This is a genomic window from Pseudomonas lini, from assembly GCF_964063345.1.
Lineage (GTDB): Bacteria > Pseudomonadota > Gammaproteobacteria > Pseudomonadales > Pseudomonadaceae > Aquipseudomonas > Aquipseudomonas lini_B.
Genome location: NZ_OZ061318.1, coordinates 1,377,978 through 1,394,271 on the forward strand (window position 1 = coordinate 1,377,978; position 16,294 = coordinate 1,394,271).

General features: G+C 57.2%; 19 protein-coding genes. 11 read left to right on the forward strand and 8 right to left on the reverse strand.

The genetic code is table 11. From position 1 onward, the window contains the following. Nucleotides 1-211: 211 nt before the first annotated feature. The gene (locus AB3226_RS06195; RefSeq protein WP_367372430.1) at nt 212-1,147 is read right to left on the reverse strand and encodes a chemotaxis protein CheV; all 936 of its coding nucleotides are present in this window, start codon (nt 1,145-1,147) and stop codon (nt 212-214) included. 465 nt (nt 1,148-1,612) lie between these two features. Here AB3226_RS06195 and AB3226_RS06200 point away from each other — a divergent pair, with 465 nt between their 5' ends. The 3 genes from AB3226_RS06200 (at nt 1,613) to AB3226_RS06210 (ending at nt 4,084) form a co-directional block, all read left to right on the forward strand. Continuing rightward, nucleotides 1,613-2,083 (forward strand): hypothetical protein, encoded by a 471-nt coding sequence (locus tag AB3226_RS06200; RefSeq protein WP_367372431.1) that lies wholly within the window; start codon nt 1,613-1,615, stop codon nt 2,081-2,083. 451 nt (nt 2,084-2,534) lie between these two features. Continuing rightward, nucleotides 2,535-3,428 carry a sensor histidine kinase gene (locus tag AB3226_RS06205; RefSeq protein WP_367375761.1) on the forward strand — a complete coding sequence of 298 codons (894 nt, stop codon included), beginning with the start codon at nt 2,535-2,537 and terminating at the stop codon, nt 3,426-3,428. After that, nucleotides 3,425-4,084 carry a response regulator gene (locus AB3226_RS06210; RefSeq protein ID WP_367372432.1) on the forward strand — a complete coding sequence of 220 codons (660 nt, stop codon included), beginning with the start codon at nt 3,425-3,427 and terminating at the stop codon, nt 4,082-4,084. Before AB3226_RS06205 ends, AB3226_RS06210 begins: the two co-directional genes overlap by 4 nt. Here AB3226_RS06210 and yegS read toward each other — a convergent pair. Next, nucleotides 4,068-4,985 carry a lipid kinase YegS gene (yegS, locus tag AB3226_RS06215; RefSeq protein WP_367372433.1) on the reverse strand — a complete coding sequence of 306 codons (918 nt, stop codon included), beginning with the start codon at nt 4,983-4,985 and terminating at the stop codon, nt 4,068-4,070. The two genes, AB3226_RS06210 and yegS, sit on opposite strands and share 17 nt — an antisense overlap. A 326-nt stretch (nt 4,986-5,311) precedes the next feature. Here yegS and AB3226_RS06220 point away from each other — a divergent pair, with 326 nt between their 5' ends. Beyond that, nucleotides 5,312-5,620, forward strand: a complete 309-nt coding sequence (locus AB3226_RS06220) for a hypothetical protein (RefSeq protein ID WP_367372434.1) — start codon at nt 5,312-5,314, stop codon at nt 5,618-5,620. A 62-nt stretch (nt 5,621-5,682) separates the two neighbouring features. On the opposite strand, the gene glp is transcribed toward AB3226_RS06220, so the two are convergent. Next, on the reverse strand, nt 5,683-6,909 hold the full coding sequence (gene glp / locus AB3226_RS06225) for a gephyrin-like molybdotransferase Glp (RefSeq protein WP_367372435.1): 1,227 nt from the start codon (nt 6,907-6,909) through the stop codon (nt 5,683-5,685). Continuing rightward, entirely contained in the window at nt 6,893-7,432 is a 540-nt protein-coding gene (gene moaB / locus AB3226_RS06230; RefSeq protein ID WP_007895059.1) for a molybdenum cofactor biosynthesis protein B, read from the reverse strand. The genes glp and moaB overlap by 17 nt, the downstream gene beginning before the upstream one ends. Before the next feature lie 81 nt (nt 7,433-7,513). Here moaB and mobA point away from each other — a divergent pair, with 81 nt between their 5' ends. Together mobA and AB3226_RS06240 are read left to right on the forward strand one after the other, a co-directional pair. Further along, nucleotides 7,514-8,116: a molybdenum cofactor guanylyltransferase MobA gene (gene mobA, locus AB3226_RS06235; protein ID WP_367372436.1), complete on the forward strand. Its 603-nt coding sequence runs from the start codon at nt 7,514-7,516 to the stop codon at nt 8,114-8,116. 76 nt (nt 8,117-8,192) lie between these two features. After that, nucleotides 8,193-8,414: a YgdI/YgdR family lipoprotein gene (locus AB3226_RS06240; RefSeq protein WP_007895056.1), complete on the forward strand. Its 222-nt coding sequence runs from the start codon at nt 8,193-8,195 to the stop codon at nt 8,412-8,414. An 89-nt stretch (nt 8,415-8,503) separates the two neighbouring features. On the opposite strand, the gene AB3226_RS06245 is transcribed toward AB3226_RS06240, so the two are convergent. From AB3226_RS06245 to AB3226_RS06255, 3 genes are all read right to left on the reverse strand, one after another. Beyond that, nucleotides 8,504-9,394, reverse strand: a complete 891-nt coding sequence (locus AB3226_RS06245; RefSeq protein ID WP_123357674.1) for a pseudouridine synthase — start codon at nt 9,392-9,394, stop codon at nt 8,504-8,506. Between the two features lie 72 nt (nt 9,395-9,466). Next, nucleotides 9,467-9,787 carry a transcriptional regulator gene (locus AB3226_RS06250; protein ID WP_192227859.1) on the reverse strand — a complete coding sequence of 107 codons (321 nt, stop codon included), beginning with the start codon at nt 9,785-9,787 and terminating at the stop codon, nt 9,467-9,469. A 163-nt stretch (nt 9,788-9,950) separates the two neighbouring features. Further along, nucleotides 9,951-10,187, reverse strand: a complete 237-nt coding sequence (locus AB3226_RS06255) for a glutaredoxin family protein (protein WP_030132301.1) — start codon at nt 10,185-10,187, stop codon at nt 9,951-9,953. 208 nt (nt 10,188-10,395) lie between these two features. On the opposite strand from AB3226_RS06255, the gene AB3226_RS06260 reads away from it, so the two are divergent. Continuing rightward, nucleotides 10,396-12,108 carry a cation:proton antiporter gene (locus AB3226_RS06260; protein ID WP_367372437.1) on the forward strand — a complete coding sequence of 571 codons (1,713 nt, stop codon included), beginning with the start codon at nt 10,396-10,398 and terminating at the stop codon, nt 12,106-12,108. A 1-nt stretch (nt 12,109) separates the two neighbouring features. Here AB3226_RS06260 and AB3226_RS06265 read toward each other — a convergent pair whose 3' ends face one another. After that, complete coding sequence (locus AB3226_RS06265; protein ID WP_367372438.1) at nt 12,110-13,318, reverse strand: ammonium transporter; 1,209 nt, start codon at nt 13,316-13,318, stop codon at nt 12,110-12,112. A 306-nt stretch (nt 13,319-13,624) separates the two neighbouring features. Between AB3226_RS06265 and AB3226_RS06270 the strand changes: the two genes are divergently transcribed. The 4 genes from AB3226_RS06270 (at nt 13,625) to AB3226_RS06285 (ending at nt 16,239) form a co-directional block, all read left to right on the forward strand. Then, a complete protein-coding gene (locus tag AB3226_RS06270; RefSeq protein WP_008009371.1) occupies nt 13,625-13,939 on the forward strand; it encodes a YqjD family protein in 315 nt (104 codons plus the stop codon). A 1-nt stretch (nt 13,940) separates the two neighbouring features. Continuing rightward, nucleotides 13,941-14,330 carry a phage holin family protein gene (locus tag AB3226_RS06275; protein WP_367372439.1) on the forward strand — a complete coding sequence of 130 codons (390 nt, stop codon included), beginning with the start codon at nt 13,941-13,943 and terminating at the stop codon, nt 14,328-14,330. Beyond that, entirely contained in the window at nt 14,327-14,668 is a 342-nt protein-coding gene (locus AB3226_RS06280) for a hypothetical protein (protein ID WP_367372440.1), read from the forward strand. The genes AB3226_RS06275 and AB3226_RS06280 overlap by 4 nt, the downstream gene beginning before the upstream one ends. Before the next feature lie 239 nt (nt 14,669-14,907). Next, nucleotides 14,908-16,239 carry a deoxyguanosinetriphosphate triphosphohydrolase gene (locus AB3226_RS06285; RefSeq protein WP_367372441.1) on the forward strand — a complete coding sequence of 444 codons (1,332 nt, stop codon included), beginning with the start codon at nt 14,908-14,910 and terminating at the stop codon, nt 16,237-16,239. Nucleotides 16,240-16,294: the final 55 nt, after the last annotated feature.

Sequence of the window (16,294 nt, forward strand, 5' to 3'; positions counted from 1 at the left end):
AAAGACCCTGTGACGGGGGGAGTTTGCGCAGAACCTGTAGGAGCGTGGCTTGCCCGCGAAGAACGATGACGCGTAATACCTGAAAAACCGCGATGCATTCTTCGCGGGCAAGCCACGCTCCCACAGGATTTTCGTCGCTCAACTTACCGGCATTGGGGCTTGGCTGCGCAGCGGCCCGAACACTGCAACTGCGCTTTTTTCCAGTTCGTTATCAAACAGGTACTGCGTCGAGCATCAGGCGCTGGCGCACCACGTCGACGAGTTTGTCGGGCTGGAACTTGGAGAGGAAGTTGTCGCAGCCAACCTTCTTGACCATCGAGTCGTTGAAGCTGCCTGACAGCGAAGTGTGCAAGACCACATAAAGGCCGCGCAAACGGGGATCGTTGCGGATTTCGGTAGTCAGGCGATAGCCGTCCATTTCCGGCATTTCCGCATCGGTGAAGATCATCAGCAGCTTGTCGGTCATGACTTCGCCCGTATCGGCCCAGGCCTTGAGCATGTTCAGCGCCTTCAAACCATCGCTGGCGATGTGCATCTTCACGCCCAATTGACCCAAGGTATCGCGCAATTGCGACAGGGCCACGTTCGAGTCATCCACCAGCAGCACTTCACGACCACGGGCGAGCTCCAGAACCGGGTCCTCGAGTTTGTCGCGCGAGACCTTGGCGTTGTACGGAACGATTTCGGCCAGGACTTTTTCGACGTCGATGATTTCTACCAACTGATCATCGACCTTGCTGATGGCGGTCAGGTAATGCTGGCGACCGGCACTGGCCGGCGGCGGCAAAATAGCTTCCCAGTTCATGTTGACGATGCGGTCCACGCCGCCGACCAGGAACGCCTGCACCGACCGGTTGTACTCGGTGACGATGATCGTACTGGTGGGGCTTGGCACCAGCGGCCGCATGCCGATAGCCTGGGACAGGTCGATCACGGGCAACGTCTGGCCACGCAGGTTGACCACGCCGCAAACAAAGGGATGGCGTTGGGGCATCAGGGTCAGCTTTGGCAGCTGTAGCACTTCCTGGACCTTGAAGACGTTGATCGCGAACAATTGTCGTCCGGCCAGCCGGAACATGAGAATTTCCAGGCGATTCTCACCCACCAGTTGCGTGCGTTGGTCTACCGTGTCGAGAATGCCGGCCATTGATGACTCCTGGGCTTGTACTGTTGAATTCACTAAAGGGAGTTATCGGCTGTTTTTGCCGGACCTTGACCCCCAGACAAAATGCCACGACCAAGCATTGATGTCACATTAACATCATGCTTTACTGGCTCCGTGGTTTTTCATCTGCTTTTATTCCCTGCGGCGCGACCTCGGTTTGCACGTTAGGTTCCCCTGCGTAAGGGATTCCCCTAGTAACAATCAGGCCCAACCTGATATTCGCAATATCCAATAGCCATTAATGTGACGCCATTCTCATTGCATGAACGGAGTCAGGCTTTTGTGTGCGATCGCAGGTCAGTGGCCATCCACCCTCTCGAGTTCCCCAGCTGGCGCTCAAACCTGCCAGAGCGCGATCTCACGAAGACTTGCCAGCGCCGGGACACTTATGGTTCTCGTCGGCACACACGACATTCCCTCATCTGACATGACGTTGTGGAGATAAGCATGCCGAACGACACCAAAGAGTGGGCTCAGCGATTTCCAGAGTTTCTCGTCGAGGCTGAAACACTCTTGGCCAAATCCGAGGAATGCCTGAGTCATTTGCAACTGATCAGCAATGACAAGGACGCCATCGATTGCATGCTCAGCACCCTTCTCAAGCTGTCCAGCAAGGCCGATGCCCTGGCACTGGCGACGGTTTCGGAGTTCTCGCTGCATATTCATGGATTGCTGAATCACGCTCAGAACCACATGGACCTGCACGATCAAGCCCTGGACGCACTCAAGGACTGCTTCACATTAATGGCCTGGCAACTCGAACTTATTGACCAGACTACTGGCCAGCTCGGTCTGGATGACACTGAACAGACCTCACTGATTGAAGCGTTTGCGTTTCAAGTGGGACAAAATCAGTTTCAGCCACACAGCCACTCCAGACCGTTCAGGCTCGTTTCGTTCGCGGAACGGCAAGCCTGAAATCACTGGCCTCTGGCCGTGTTGCGCTTTTTATTGTCATGTCGCAATTGAATATTTCTGACCATTCGATGACAGCGCGAAACAAATAGTTATCCCTGTCTCGACTTCAGATAATGCCTGTCCAATAAAATGAAATGCCTGGCAATCGATATCTTCCTACGCTAAAACTCGAAAGCTTTTCCATTATGGAACTACCGTCCAAGAACTATATTTCCCGACTGTATAGAGCTATATACCGAACGCGACCAACGGTATCTTAAGTGGTATTATGCCGACCATTAGTTGACGCCAATTAATGGCAGAGTGACTCCAGCCAAACACATTCAAGGCTGTATTTCAGTTACTGCACCGCAGCCATTGAAGGCGACTTCACACAACGACTTCCACACAGAGACCCGTCAGCCCTTATGGCCGGTCTACCCGCAGCGAACATCCATTGGCTCCATCCGCTATGTACGCCAGCCTCAAGTCAATTACCCTGTGGCCACCCTCCCGAAAAAACGCGCGCCGGTTCACGCTTTTAGTGTGCATCTGCTCGGCGCTTGGCAGCCTGCTGGTCTACAGCTTGTCCATGCCTCTGCCGGTGAGTCTGCTGGTGCTCAACAGTGCAGCGCTGACCTGTGTCTGGGTGGGACATTGTCTCTCGCGCAAATCGATAAAGTTTCAACCTCAAGAACTGGCTGACCGTCTGCTGGAAGTCCAGGAAAACGAACGCCACCGGCTCAGTCGGGAACTGCATGATGACATCGGTCAATTGCTGACCGCCGCAAAACTTCAAAGTGAATGGCTCAAACGTCGACTACCCGAAGAACTGCAGGGTCAGTGCTCGGTACTCTGCGATACGCTGGACGAAACCCTGACCAAGGTTCGGGACGTCTCGGCCATCCTCAATCCACGGCAACTAACCAGTCTCGGGCTGGAAGCCAGTCTGCGTGCGCATTTACTCAGGACCCTGGCCAATACCTCCGTGAACTGGAGCCTGGAATGCCATCAACGCCTGACGGCCATACCTGAGGAAATGGCGGTGGCAGCTTTTCGAATCACTCAAGAAGCAGTTACCAATATTCTGCGTCACGCCGAGGCCAAAAATCTGTTGGTTCGCCTGCAACGCCTGCCTCAGGGCCTGACGCTGTTGATCAGCGACGATGGCCTGGGTTTCGCGCCAGCGGCAGATCCTGCTCGCGAGGGGCAACGCGGAATGGCCGGAATGTCGGAACGGATCGATCAATTTGGTGGCACACTGACCGTGACCAGCGAACCGGGCAAAGGCACTCAAATAGAAGCACTCTTCCCCTGGGCGCCCCGTGCGCTAGAACGGGCCAGTACGAATAAGGTTATGCATTGACTTGTAACTTACTTCTGGTGGACGACCACTCACTGATCAGGGCTGGCGTGCGCGCTCTGGTGCTGGATATTCCCGGCTATGCGGTAATCGGGGAGGCCAATGACGGCTCGCAGTTGGTCGAGATGGTCGAGCAGCTTTCCCCGGACATCATTCTGCTGGATATTTCCATGAAGGAAACCGGTGGCCTTGAAGCCTTGCAGCGACTCAAGCGAGTACGCCCGCAGTGCAAAGTGCTCATCCTGTCGATGCACACCGACCCGGCGCTCATCATGCAGGCATTGGAATCAGGGGCGCATGGCTACCTGCTCAAGGACACCACGCCCACCGAACTCGAACATGCCCTGGATGCCTTGCGCAATAACGAACGCTACCTGAGCCCGGCCATTGCCCATACTGTCATCAACCAGGCGCTGACCCGAACCCAGAAAAATCAGACGCAAACCCAGGACTCGCACAACCTGACGGCACGTCAGCTGGAAATCCTGCGACTGATCGTTCGCGGCAAATCCACCCGGGAAATCGCCAATGGCCTGGGTCTGAGTATCAAGACTGTCGAAACCCACCGCTCGCAAATCATGAAACGCTTGCAGATCTACGATGTGGCCGGCCTGGTGCTGTTCGCCGTGCGTGAGCAAATCATCAGTCTGGACGACTAACTGGACTCGAGACACTCAGCAGCGGCGAGCCCTCGGGCAAATGCACCCGCAATGCCGCCGGGCGCGTCAAGAATCGCAGACTATCGCCCTCCAGAGGCTCACCATCAAGGTTGATATAAAGACCCTCCGAGACTTTGATCTCGACCCATGGCAAGCGAGCTCGCACAAACATATTGTCGATCCCGAAGCCATCGGTCAGCAGGTCTCTCAAGGTACCGACCACTTCCTGTGGCGCGGGCAAAATGCTGATATCCAGCAGACCATCGTCAGCCAGCGCCTGCGGGCACAACACATGACCACCGCCAGCCTGTCGACCATTGCCAATGCCCAATGCCAGCAATTCGCCGCGCCAGTGAAAATCCGGTCCCTGCAACTCGCCATAGGCCGCATGCAACTCACTGAAGCGCGATAAACCCGTGAAGAGATAAGCGGCGCCTCCAAGAATTTTTTTCAGATCCTCGGAGGTATTGGCCGTGACCTGACTGCCAAAACCGCCGGTGGCCATGTTCAGGAAAACCTGCCCGCCGACTTCTCCCAGATCAATGGCTCGCGGGGCAACCTCCAGGAGGTCCAATGCCTGAGCGGGCTCCAGAGGCACACCGGCAGCGCGAGCAAAATCGTTGGCGGTGCCCAAGGGCAAAAGTACCAGACTGGCCTGCGTCGAATGCGCCGCCATGGCTTCGGCGATATCACGCAATGTGCCATCCCCACCGCCGGCAATCAGCTGCGTATAACCTGCCGTCAGCGCTTCTTCCACCAGCCGCTGCGCATCGCCGGCCTCCCAGGTCAGTCGAACAGCCAGTTCCCAGCCCTGCTGGCGCTTGCCTTCGACGGCTGCACGAACCTCCTCATTGAGTGCCTGCTTGCCATGCAGGATCAACAGCGCCTTGCGCTCGCTCATTTTGGCCACTCCCCATATCCGCAAATTCCATAGGATATGTTGACCTCGCAGCCCCTCATAAAAGTCGCAAGGATTTTAATTATTTCCAAGGGCAGGAAACGTGAGTCCTACAGAGCGGTATTTTTTCTTACAAAACATGAGGAATCGGCTCAATTGACCCACCCGGACAATTGGTACACCGTCGTGTCTCGGCTATCAGTCATCACCCGTTAATTTATACAGGGACGTGAAAACAATGAATGGAACCACCTTAAGGGCCTCAAAAAGCGCACGCAACATTGGCATCGGCCACTCGAACGGTTTTAACGCAAGGAGCCAGTTACTCCATGCAAAGCCATGAACTCAGACTACCGGTTACTCCGGTCGCGCCGTTCGCTGAAAATTGCGCCAATCATCAGGCTGAACTCAAAAACAGTGCAAAGCCCGCCGGAGAAGTTGATATGGAACCTCGCGTTATTGAACTGGAGACACACCTCAAGTACATCCGAAGAGACATGGATGAAGTCCGTGGTGACGTCAAATCCATTAAACACAGGCTTGCCTATTCAGCTGGCGGAACAGCCGTGATCCTGGGACTTCTGACCTGGATCGCCAACAGCCGCTTCGACCAGGTCGTGACACTTCTGGCACATTAGAATGGTATGCACGCAAGCCCAATGCGATCAATCGGGCTTGCGTGGCAAAACCAGCGCCTGTATCAGCTCAAGACTTCACTCAGCGGGATGAAGCTCACACAATCACCCTCGAGCAGCGTACGGTCCTCTAGCACTTCAACTAGCCCGTCAGCCCAGGCAGCACTGCGCAGTACGCCAGAGCTCTGATTCCTGTAGATGATTGCCCGGCCATTCTCCAGACGCCCACGCAAGTACTCACGTCGGTTACCAGCTTTTGGCCAGACAAACCCTGCCGGCACCTGGAACTTCAGGGGCTCAACCTCTTTTACGCCTTGGCGGCGCAAGAGGTAGGGCCTTGCCAACAGAGCAAAAGTCACCAGGGTCGACGCCGGATTGCCGGGCAGACCAATCACAGGCACGCCGCGAAAATGCCCGAACGTCAGCGGCTTACCTGGTTTGATGGCAAGCTTCCACAGAGTCAATTCACCCTCTTCCCGCAAGGCAATGCCCAGAAAGTCGGCTTCTCCCACCGATACGCCACCGGTCGAGAGAATCAGCTCGACATCCTTTAGCTCACCAAGGCGGGCACGAGTAGTCGCTAAATCATCGGGAAGAATGCCGGCATCGATCACCTCACAACCCAATCGCTGCAACCAGCTGCAGAGCAATACTCGATTACTGTTGTAGATCTGTCCCGGCCCAAGGGCCTGACCAGGCTCAATCAACTCATCACCGGTAGACAAGACAGCAACACGAATTTTGCGAACCACGTCCAGCTCAGCGCATCCCAGCGATGCCGACAGCCCCTGCTCGATAGGCCCCAAACGCGTTCCGGCGGGCAGGATCAGCTCACCAACGGTGGCTTCCTGACCTTGTGGACGGATGTTCTTTCCTGGGCTCATGGTCTCGGTGAAACGTACCCGCTCATCCGCCTGAACCTCGGCGTTCTCCTGCATCTCGACACAGTCGGCACCTGCAGGCACAGGCGCGCCGGTGAAGATTCGCGCACAGGTACCCGGCTTCAAGGGCTCCGGGGCCTGGCCTGCAAAAATCTTCTGACTGACCACCAACGGCTCTCCCGTCCAGTCGGCCAGGTGCAAGGCATAACCGTCCATGGCACTGTTGGGCCAAGGCGGCAAATCCAGTGTCGAGACCAAGTCAGTGGCCAGTACACGCCCCTGAACCTGCGCCAACGGCAAACGTTCGTGCTCATGAATCTTCGAGGCGTCGGCCATTTCCAGTAAACGCGCCAGTGCCACCTCGACAGCCATCAGACTGCCAGTCTTGCCTGGCTTACCCACGCGATTCACAGGGTGCCGCCTGTTTCAGGTGGGCCACGAAATTGCACGGACGGTGACGCGAATCCAGTTGCTCGGCGAGTATGCCGTCCCAACCGGTGCGCACCGCATTGGTCGAGCCCGGCAAACAGCACACCAACGTGCCATTGGCCAGACCGGCCAAGGCCCGGGACTGAACCGTCGAGGTGCCGATGTCCGCTACCGATATCTGCCGGAACAATTCACCAAAACCATCGACCTGCTTATCCAGCAGGCAACTCACGGCTTCGGGCGTGCTGTCACGACCGGTGAACCCGGTACCGCCGGTGATCAACACCACTTGCACGACCTCATCGGCAATCCAGTTGGCGACTTGCGCGCGAATTTTGTAGAGATCATCTTTAAGCAGTACACGGGCCGCCAGGTTATGACCGGCAGCGCTCAAACGGTCGACGAAGACCTGGCCTGAGGTATCGGTTTCCAGGGTACGGGTATCGCTGACAGTCAGCACCGCGATGTTGAGCGGTGCGAAAGGTACATCAGCCTTGGCTTTCATAGGCTCGTCCAGTTGTAGGAGAAACAGCCCGGTGTTATATCACAGCGCCTCATTTTTTCGCCGCCCCCATGGAGAAGAGCGATGACATCGAATACACCTCTGGCGCCTTGCTCCATTCTGCTCCTGGCTGGCGGTCGCGGCCAACGCATGGGCGGTCAGGACAAGGGTTTGCTGGATTGGCACGGCGAGCCACTGATCGCGCATCTGCACCGTAAGACGCGCCCGCTGAGTGATGACCTGATCATCTCCTGCAACAGAAACCTGGAAAAATATGCGCCTTATGCGGATCAGTTGGTCCATGACGACGAAGGCGACTTTCCGGGGCCGTTGGCGGGTATTCGCGCAGGCCTGAAGGCCGCCCGTCACGCCTACTTGCTCGTGCTGCCCTGCGATGTGCCACGCATCGATGCCGCGCTGCTCCAGAGCATGCGTGAAACCGCCGGGCAGCATCCGGACAAACCGCTGATGCTGCGCCATGGCGAACATTGGGAACCCTTGCTGTGCATGATTCCCGTCGCCCTTTCCGCAGCTTTCGAGACCGCCTGGAACGAAGGCGAGCGCAGCCCGGGTCGCCTTATGCGCAAGCTAGGCGCCACAGCCCTGCAATGCCCGGACAACGACCCTCGCCTGGCCAATCTCAATACGCCGGAACTGTTAAGCACACATCACACTGTGTCAGACTGACACGCGAAGGAACTTGCGCGCGTTGTATACGTCTCAAGCTCAGCAACCAAAAGAATTCCCATTCGGAGACACACTCATGACTCAACGGACCCTCGCCACTTTCATGCTCGCACTGGGCCTTGCGACCCTCGCCGGTTGCGCATCGCCTACAGTGATCACCTTGAATGACGGTCGAGAAATCCAGGCCGTCGACGCGCCTAAGTACGATGAAGAATCGGGCTTTTACGAATTCGAACAACTGGATGGCAAGCACACCCGCGTCAACAAAGATCAGGTCCGTACCGTTAAAGATCTGTAATCTTTACGGCGACAACCAGATACAGAAAAGCCCGCTTTCAAAGCGGGCTTTTTCGTGAGTGAAGAAAAGCAGAGTCGTTAGCCCTGTGATCACCACTGCAAGGTGATAGTGCTTTCGAATTCTCTTTCCTGCCCCGTGACCGGATCGACAAATCGCAGACCCTGGGCCAACAGCTTCAAGGGGTTGGCATAGTCATCTTCTACGTCCTTGAGCACCTGCGGATAGAACGGATCATTGCAGATGCTGGCCCCCAAGGCTGTCATGTGAACTCGCAACTGATGTTTCTTGCCCGTCACCGGGTACAGCGCATAACGCCAGAGTTCACCGTTTTTTTCCCGGACCTCGACAGCCGTCTCGGTATTGCTGACGCCCGGACCTTCCTGCATGCGAAAAAACGGCTCGCCATCTATAAGTCGACTTTTATGGACCAGCGGGAAGGAGTGCTCAGGCAATGCCCGGGCAATTGCTTCGTAGCGCTTTTCGATCTGGCGTGTAGGAAACAATGACTGATAGGCCGACCGACTCTGAGGATTGGCTGAAAACAACACCAACCCGGCTGTATGCCGATCAATGCGATGCAACGGCACCAGGTGCGGGTTATCCAGGCGACGGATCAGCCGCCGCAGCAACGTCTGCTCCACGTATTCGCCCGCCGGAGTCACAGGCAGAAAGTGCGGTTTGTCTGCCACCACCAGATGCTCGTCGGCATAGAGGATCGACTCTACTACCGGGATCGGTTTTTCGTCCGGTACTTCACGGAAATAATGAATCCGCAGACCTTCCTTGTAAGGCAGGTCCAGGGCGATCGGCAGGCCTTGCCCATCGAGGACACGACCGCGAGCAATTCTGTCCAGCCATTGTTCACGACCGATGGCACTGAAGTGTTCGCACAGGCAATCGAGTACGGTCTGCCACGGCCCCGGCGGCAGGTAGAGCGTACTGGCCTGGTTATGTGCAGCAGAAAAAGATGAAATGGACATACGAAAAGCTCTAACCCTCAATGCAGGGCGGCATTATCCAACAGTGGCCGGAACGAACCTAGAAGAGAATCCTCAGGCCGGTATCGACTGTGTGCGAGCGGCCGCTTCGGTGAACTCCTTGAGCCAGCGCAGCACATCGACCGCTTCCCAGCGACCCGGATCATAAAGCGCATACAACAAACCCTGATAGCCCACGACATCCAGCTGCCGGTGATAGCCCGCACGCTGGAACAAGGCTTCGATTTCGGCGAAACAGGTATTGAAATGCAATTTGTTGAAGGGCGTTTTCCCCTCCGTGACCAGGCCATCCAAACGCAGTTCGAGGACGGCCTCGCGCACCACGTCCACCGACATCCGGTTCACGCTGTTCTTCAATTGCTCGACATTGACCAAGGTTCATCCCTCTGACGTCCGGGATCGGCTGCCAAACCCGAAACAGGGAAAAGCATGGCAGGCAATCCGAATAACTGTATGCGCATACAGTATCCGAATAACATCGGTTAAGCCAAGGTATCAATCATAAAGTTCGACACACGGGAACACCGTCGCCGTCCCCCTACCGCAGGAACGCCACCACTTCATCGGCACCGAACGGCCAGCCCAGCTCAGCGCCGGTATCGACCCGTCGCAAAACTGGAATACGCAGACTGTAAGCTTCGAACCACGTTTCGTCGTCAGCGATATCCACCAGCTCCACCAACAGACCACGCTCGACAAATTCCATCAGCATGGCTTCGGCGAGTTCACAAAGATGGCAACCAACGGTGCCGAACAGCTGACATTCAGGAGGCATGACGACAAGATCCATCGAAGTAAGCGCTCATTCTAGGCCCGCTATCAAAAGCCGTCGAGCCGATGCCCAATCTGTCTGAGCAATGGCCGATTTCAAGAGATTTCGGCAAACTCCTGATGCAAATCATTCGCCTCAACCGGCACTTGCGCGATGCTCGCGTCTTTTTTACTTCTACGCTTGAGTAGCCTGAACTTCACCGGAGTTTTTTGTGTTCGCCAATCTGTTAATCATCTTCACCTCCTCTCTGGTGGTGATTGCACTGTTCCAGCGCCTGCGCTTGCCACCGGTGTTGGGCTACCTGTGCGTAGGGCTGATGATCGGGCCGACCGCGTTCAACTGGGTGAATGAAAGCGAAGAGTTGCCCGACCTTGCCGAGTTGGGCGTGGTGTTCTTGCTATTTTCTCTCGGACTTGAATTTTCTCTGTCGAAAATGCTCGCACTGCGCCAGGTGGTATTTGGCCTGGGCAGCCTGCAGGTGCTGGGTTCCGGGATGGTGCTGGGGGGGCTGCTGATGCTGTTCGGCATGCCGACCACGCCTGCACTGTTACTTGGTGCCGGTTTGGCGCTGTCGTCCACCGCCATTGTCAGCAAAGAGTTGAGCAGCCTCGGTGAACTTTTCAGCCGCCACGGCCAGAATGCCATCGCCGTGCTGTTGTTTCAGGACGTGGTCGCGGTGTTGCTACTGACCCTGGTGCCGGTGTTCGCCGGCAGCAGCGACCAGGCTTGGTATTGGGCGCTGCCATTGACGCTGGGCAAGACCATAGTACTGTTCGTTGGTCTGCTGTTGGTCAGTCGCTGGTTTCTGCCACGGCTGTTCCATGAAGTCGCCGCGTCCCGGTCCGCGGAACTGTTCGTGCTGTTGGCGCTGGTGATCGTTTTGCTGACGGCCTGGCTGACTCACCTGCTCGGCCTCTCCCCGGCCCTGGGCGCCTTTCTCGCCGGCATGCTGCTGGGGGAAAGCCACTACCGACATCAGATCGAGGCGGACATCCGTCCGTTCCGCGACATTCTGCTCGGGGTGTTCTTCGTCAGCATCGGCATGCTGATCGACTTGCGGTTGTTTGCCAGCCACGGCCTGCTGATTCTTGGCCTGACGCTGGGGTTGCTGCTGATCAAAGGCACCGTGGTCGCGCTGCTGGTCAAATGGCGCGGCAGCGATGTCGAAACCGCCTGGCGCAGCGGCCTGGCATTGGCTCAAGGGGGCGAATTCTGCTTTGCCCTGATGACGCAGATGCAGCAGAACAAACTGATGCCCGCCGACTTCGGTGGCCTGCTGCTGGCCGCCACGTTCTGCTCGATGCTGGTGACGCCTTTACTGCTGCGTGCCGCGCCCCACATCGCCACACGTCTGCACCACAAGCCCAACGAAGAAGCCGAACTCGAAGAAATCAGCGCGCTCAATGCAGGCTTGCACAATCACGTAGTGATCTGTGGCTACGGCCGTGTAGGCCAGTCCATCGGGCGCGTCCTGCGTAATATAGATCAACCTTACATTGCGCTGGATACCGACCCGGTGCGGGTTCAGGAGGCAGCCGTCAATGAAAGCTGTGTTCATTACGGCGACTCACGTCGCGGCGAGCTGCTGGTCGCGATAGGGCTGGAACGCGCCAGGCTGCTGGTGGTCGCCGTGGACAAGACGGACATCGCACTGTTGATACTCAAGGAAGCACGCCGGTTCAACCCGAGCGTGTCGATCCTGGTGCGCACACGGGACGACAGTCAGTTGGCCGAGTTAAAGGCCGCTGGCGCCAGCGAAGTCGTACCCGAGTTGCTGGAGTCCAGCCTGATGCTCGCCTCCCACGCGCTGATCATGCTGGGCATACCCGGCCGGCAGGTACGAGACCGGGTCGACCAGATACGGCGTGACCGCTATCGCCTGCTGCACGGTTTTTACCCTGGCGCTGACGATGAGGAACAGTAATTCAATCCTGACTTACGGCACCGATCTTGTGCACCGACAAGTCCGCGCCGTAATACTCCTCTTCCTGGCTCAGGCGCAGACCATGGAACGCCTTGATCGCGCCATACACCACAAAACCGCCGGCCAGCGCCACAATCACCCCCAGAGAAGTGCCGATCAACTGACTGATCAGGCTCACGCCCCCCAAACCACCCAAGGCGGTTTGACCAAAAATGCCACAAGCGATCCCGCCCCAAACGCCACACAGTCCATGCAGAGGCCAGACGCCCAGCACATCATCGATGCGCCATTTGCCTTGAGCCGCAGTAAAGCACCAGACAAACAGTGCCCCGGCGACGGCACCAGTCACCAACGCGCCCACCGGGTGCATCAGATCCGATCCGGCACAGATCGCCACCAACCCGGCCAATGGGCCGTTATGCAGGAAGCCCGGGTCATTGCGTCCGACGATCAACGCCGCCACGGTGCCGCCGACCATGGCCATCAGCGAGTTCACTGCCACCAACCCGCTGACCCCTTGCAGGGTCTGAGCGCTCATCACGTTGAAGCCGAACCAGCCGACGATCAAAATCCACGAACCCAACGCGAGAAAGGGAATGCTCGACGGTGCGAATGCCACGAGTCGCCCATCGCGATAACGACCTTGCCTTGGGCCGAGCAACAATACCGCCGCGAGTGCCAGCCAGCCGCCCATGGCGTGAACCACCACAGAGCCTGCAAAGTCATGGAAGCTGGCGCCAAAGCGTTCCAGCAACCAGGCTTGCAGACCAAAGTTGCCATTCCAGATCATGCCTTCGAAGAAGGGATAGATGAACGCCACGATCAGCGCCGTCGCGCACAGCTGCGGGGCGAACCGGGCACGCTCGGCGATGCCTCCGGAAATGATTGCCGGTATTGCCGCAGCAAAGGTCAGCAGAAAGAAAAACTTCACCAGCCCATAGCCATGGTCGGCAGTAATCACCGCCGCCGGCTGCATGAAAGTGACCCCGTAAGAAATCCAATAGCCTATAAAGAAGTAGGCCAGGGTCGAAATGGCGAAGTCGCTGAGGATCTTCGACAAGGCATTGACCTGGTTCTTTTGTCGAACCGTGCCCACCTCGAGAAAGGCGAAACCGGCGTGCATGGCCAGGACCATGACCGCACCGATAAGGATGAACAATGTGTTGGAGCTATGGACCAGACTGTCCACAGCACTTTGCAGATTTTCCATGGATTGGCAGACCTGAAGGCTGAAAAAAAGCACCAAAGCAGTTCGCGAAGATGACTGACGCACCAAGTTGCAGCTCATCCAGATCGTAGCGCTAGTCTGGATGAACCGGTTTGGCGCACAAGATCGCAGCCTCTGCGCGAGTTTTGATTATTTGAGTTAAGGTTTTCCTGAAATCATGCCCGGCAACAGCGCAAGGGCGCAGGTTCACGCACCACGACATAGCAAAAGTTGTACCAGTCATTTGTACTGAACCTTCACGCAAGGCTCATACTCGAACGCTTCAGAAGCCACTTATGGAGATCACCAATGGCACGCACCACAGCAAAGACTGCTCAAGAAGTTCTGATGGAAGATTTTCAGACGCTAGTCACCGACACTGAAAGGTTGCTGGAACACACCAAATCCCTGGCTGGCGATCAGGCCGATGAGTTGCGCCAGCAGATCCATGACAGTCTGCTGCGCGCGCGGGAAACCCTGAGATTGACCGAAGACTCTGTGCGCGAGCGCGGCAAAGCCGCTGTCACTGCCACGGAAGATTACGTCCAGGCCAACCCATGGCAATCGGTCGGAATCGCGGCTGGCGTGGGTTTCCTGATTGGCCTGCTAGCCACTAGGCGCTGATATGGCGATCGGCGAATCCGACCCGTCCGCGACGGGCACCGGCTCATCACCGCGGCGCCTCGGGGCCGCGTTTCTTGGACTGCTGCACAGTCATGTCGAACTGTTCGGCATTGAATTGCAGGAACAAAAAGCACGCACCGTAAGCCTGTTGCTGTTTGCCGGCCTGACGCTGGTCTTTGCCTTGTTATTGCTGGTGGGCTTGTCGACGCTGGTGTTGATCCTGTTTTGGGACACCTATCGCCTGGCAGCAATCATCGGGCTCTGTGTGTTCTATACCCTCGCAGCGTTGTTCTGTGCGATGCGCTTGAGAGCAGCGATTTTCGATGAATCCTCGCCCTTCCATGGCACCTTGGAAGAGTTGGCCAATGATCGGGAGCGTCTGTTGCCATGAGCATGTCTGAACTTCCCCGCAACAGCTCACGCACGGAAATGCGCAAAGCGCTGATCCGCCTGCGCATGGAAATGCATCGCCAGGAAATTCGCCACGAATCCCAACACCTGCTGCACCCTCTGCAACGGGTGCGTGGCATGACGCAAAACCTGCAAGACGGTCTCGGCATCAAACACGCTCCGCTCTGGGGGATCGTGGCCGTGATCGGGTTGGGCTTTCTGACCGGCAAAGGTGCCAAGGGTGGCAGTATTGGCAGCCTGACTCGGCTGGCTCGCCTGGGCGTCACGCTGGGGCCACTGATCAAGCTGATCATGCAGAGCGCTTCGCGCAAACATTAATCAGTCCTGTTTGGCTGCATTCTTTCAATATCACCAGGATTAACCTCTTTATCGAGAGGTTAATCCTGCGTGCCTGCATGGTGTCCAGGTCCAGTACTGCCTAACCGCCGGGCTATTTACCGATAACGGCGAGCGCCTGCTACTCATCGATATCGATGCCGCAGGGCTCTAGTTCTCCTTGCAGGGACCCGCTTGAACCGGGAAGCTAGGGGATCAGTCACCTGACGGAGAGACCAGCCTTGGATTGGCAAACCCTGCTTACCCGCGAACGCCTCGGAAAGCCTGTACACAGCCCGGAAGAACTCGGCCGCAGCCCTTTCCATAAAGACCATGACCGCATCATTTTCTCGGGCGCGTTTCGCCGTCTCGGGCGCAAGACCCAGGTCCATCCGGTCTCCAGCAACGATCATATCCACACGCGCCTGACCCATTCGCTGGAAGTCAGCTGCGTCGGCCGTTCGCTAGGCATGCGCGTTGGTGAAACCATCCGCAGCGCCCTGCCCGACTGGTGCGAACCGAGCGACCTGGGCATGGTGGTGCAATCGGCTTGCCTGGCCCATGACATTGGTAATCCGCCCTTCGGTCATTCCGGTGAAGACGCGATCCGCCACTGGTTCCAGCAGGCCGCAGGCCGTGGCTGGCTGGATGCGATGAGCGAAGCCGAACGCAATGACTTCCTCAATTTCGAAGGCAATGCCCAGGGTTTCCGGGTGCTTACCCAGCTTGAATACCACCAGTTCGAAGGGGGTACCCGGCTGACCTACGCCACGCTGGGTACCTACCTGAAATACCCGTGGACGGCTCGGCACGCCGACTCACTAGGCTACAAGAAGCACAAGTTCGGCTGCTATCAGAGCGAACTGCCGTTGCTGGAACAGATCGCTCATAAACTCGGCCTGCCGCAGCTGGAAGAACAGCGTTGGGCGCGTCATCCGCTGGTGTACCTGATGGAGGCCGCCGACGATATCTGCTACGCGCTGATCGATCTGGAAGATGGCCTGGAGATGGAGCTGCTGGAATACGCCGAAGTCGAGTCCCTGCTGCTGGACCTGGTGGGCGACGATCTCCCGGAAACCTATCGCCAGCTCGGTCCCCAGGATTCGCGTCGGCGCAAACTGGCGATCCTGCGGGGCAAAGCCATCGAACACCTGACCAACGCAGCAGCCCGAGCCTTCGTCGAGCAACAGGACGCGCTGCTGGCCGGCACGCTCCCTGGCGACCTGGTGGAACATATGCATGGCCCCGCCAAACGCTGCGTCTTGAATGCCAAGGACATGGCGCGCAAAAAAATCTTCCAGGACAAGCGCAAGACACTCCACGAAATCGGCGCCTACACCACCCTGGAAATCCTGCTCAACGCCTTTTGCGGCGCGGCACTGGAGCAACACAACGGTCGCACGCCATCCTTCAAGCACCGCCGCATACTCGACCTGTTGGGCAACAATGCGCCCGATCCTCAGGGCCCTTTGCACACCTCCTTCTTGCGCATGATTGATTTCATCGCCGGCATGACCGACAGCTATGCCAGTGAAATGGCGCTGGAAATGACCGGTCGTTCAAGCCACGGATAGAAGCATATCGGTTAGCCGTTTCAGAGACCTCTGAACGGCTGATCGAATGTCTCGA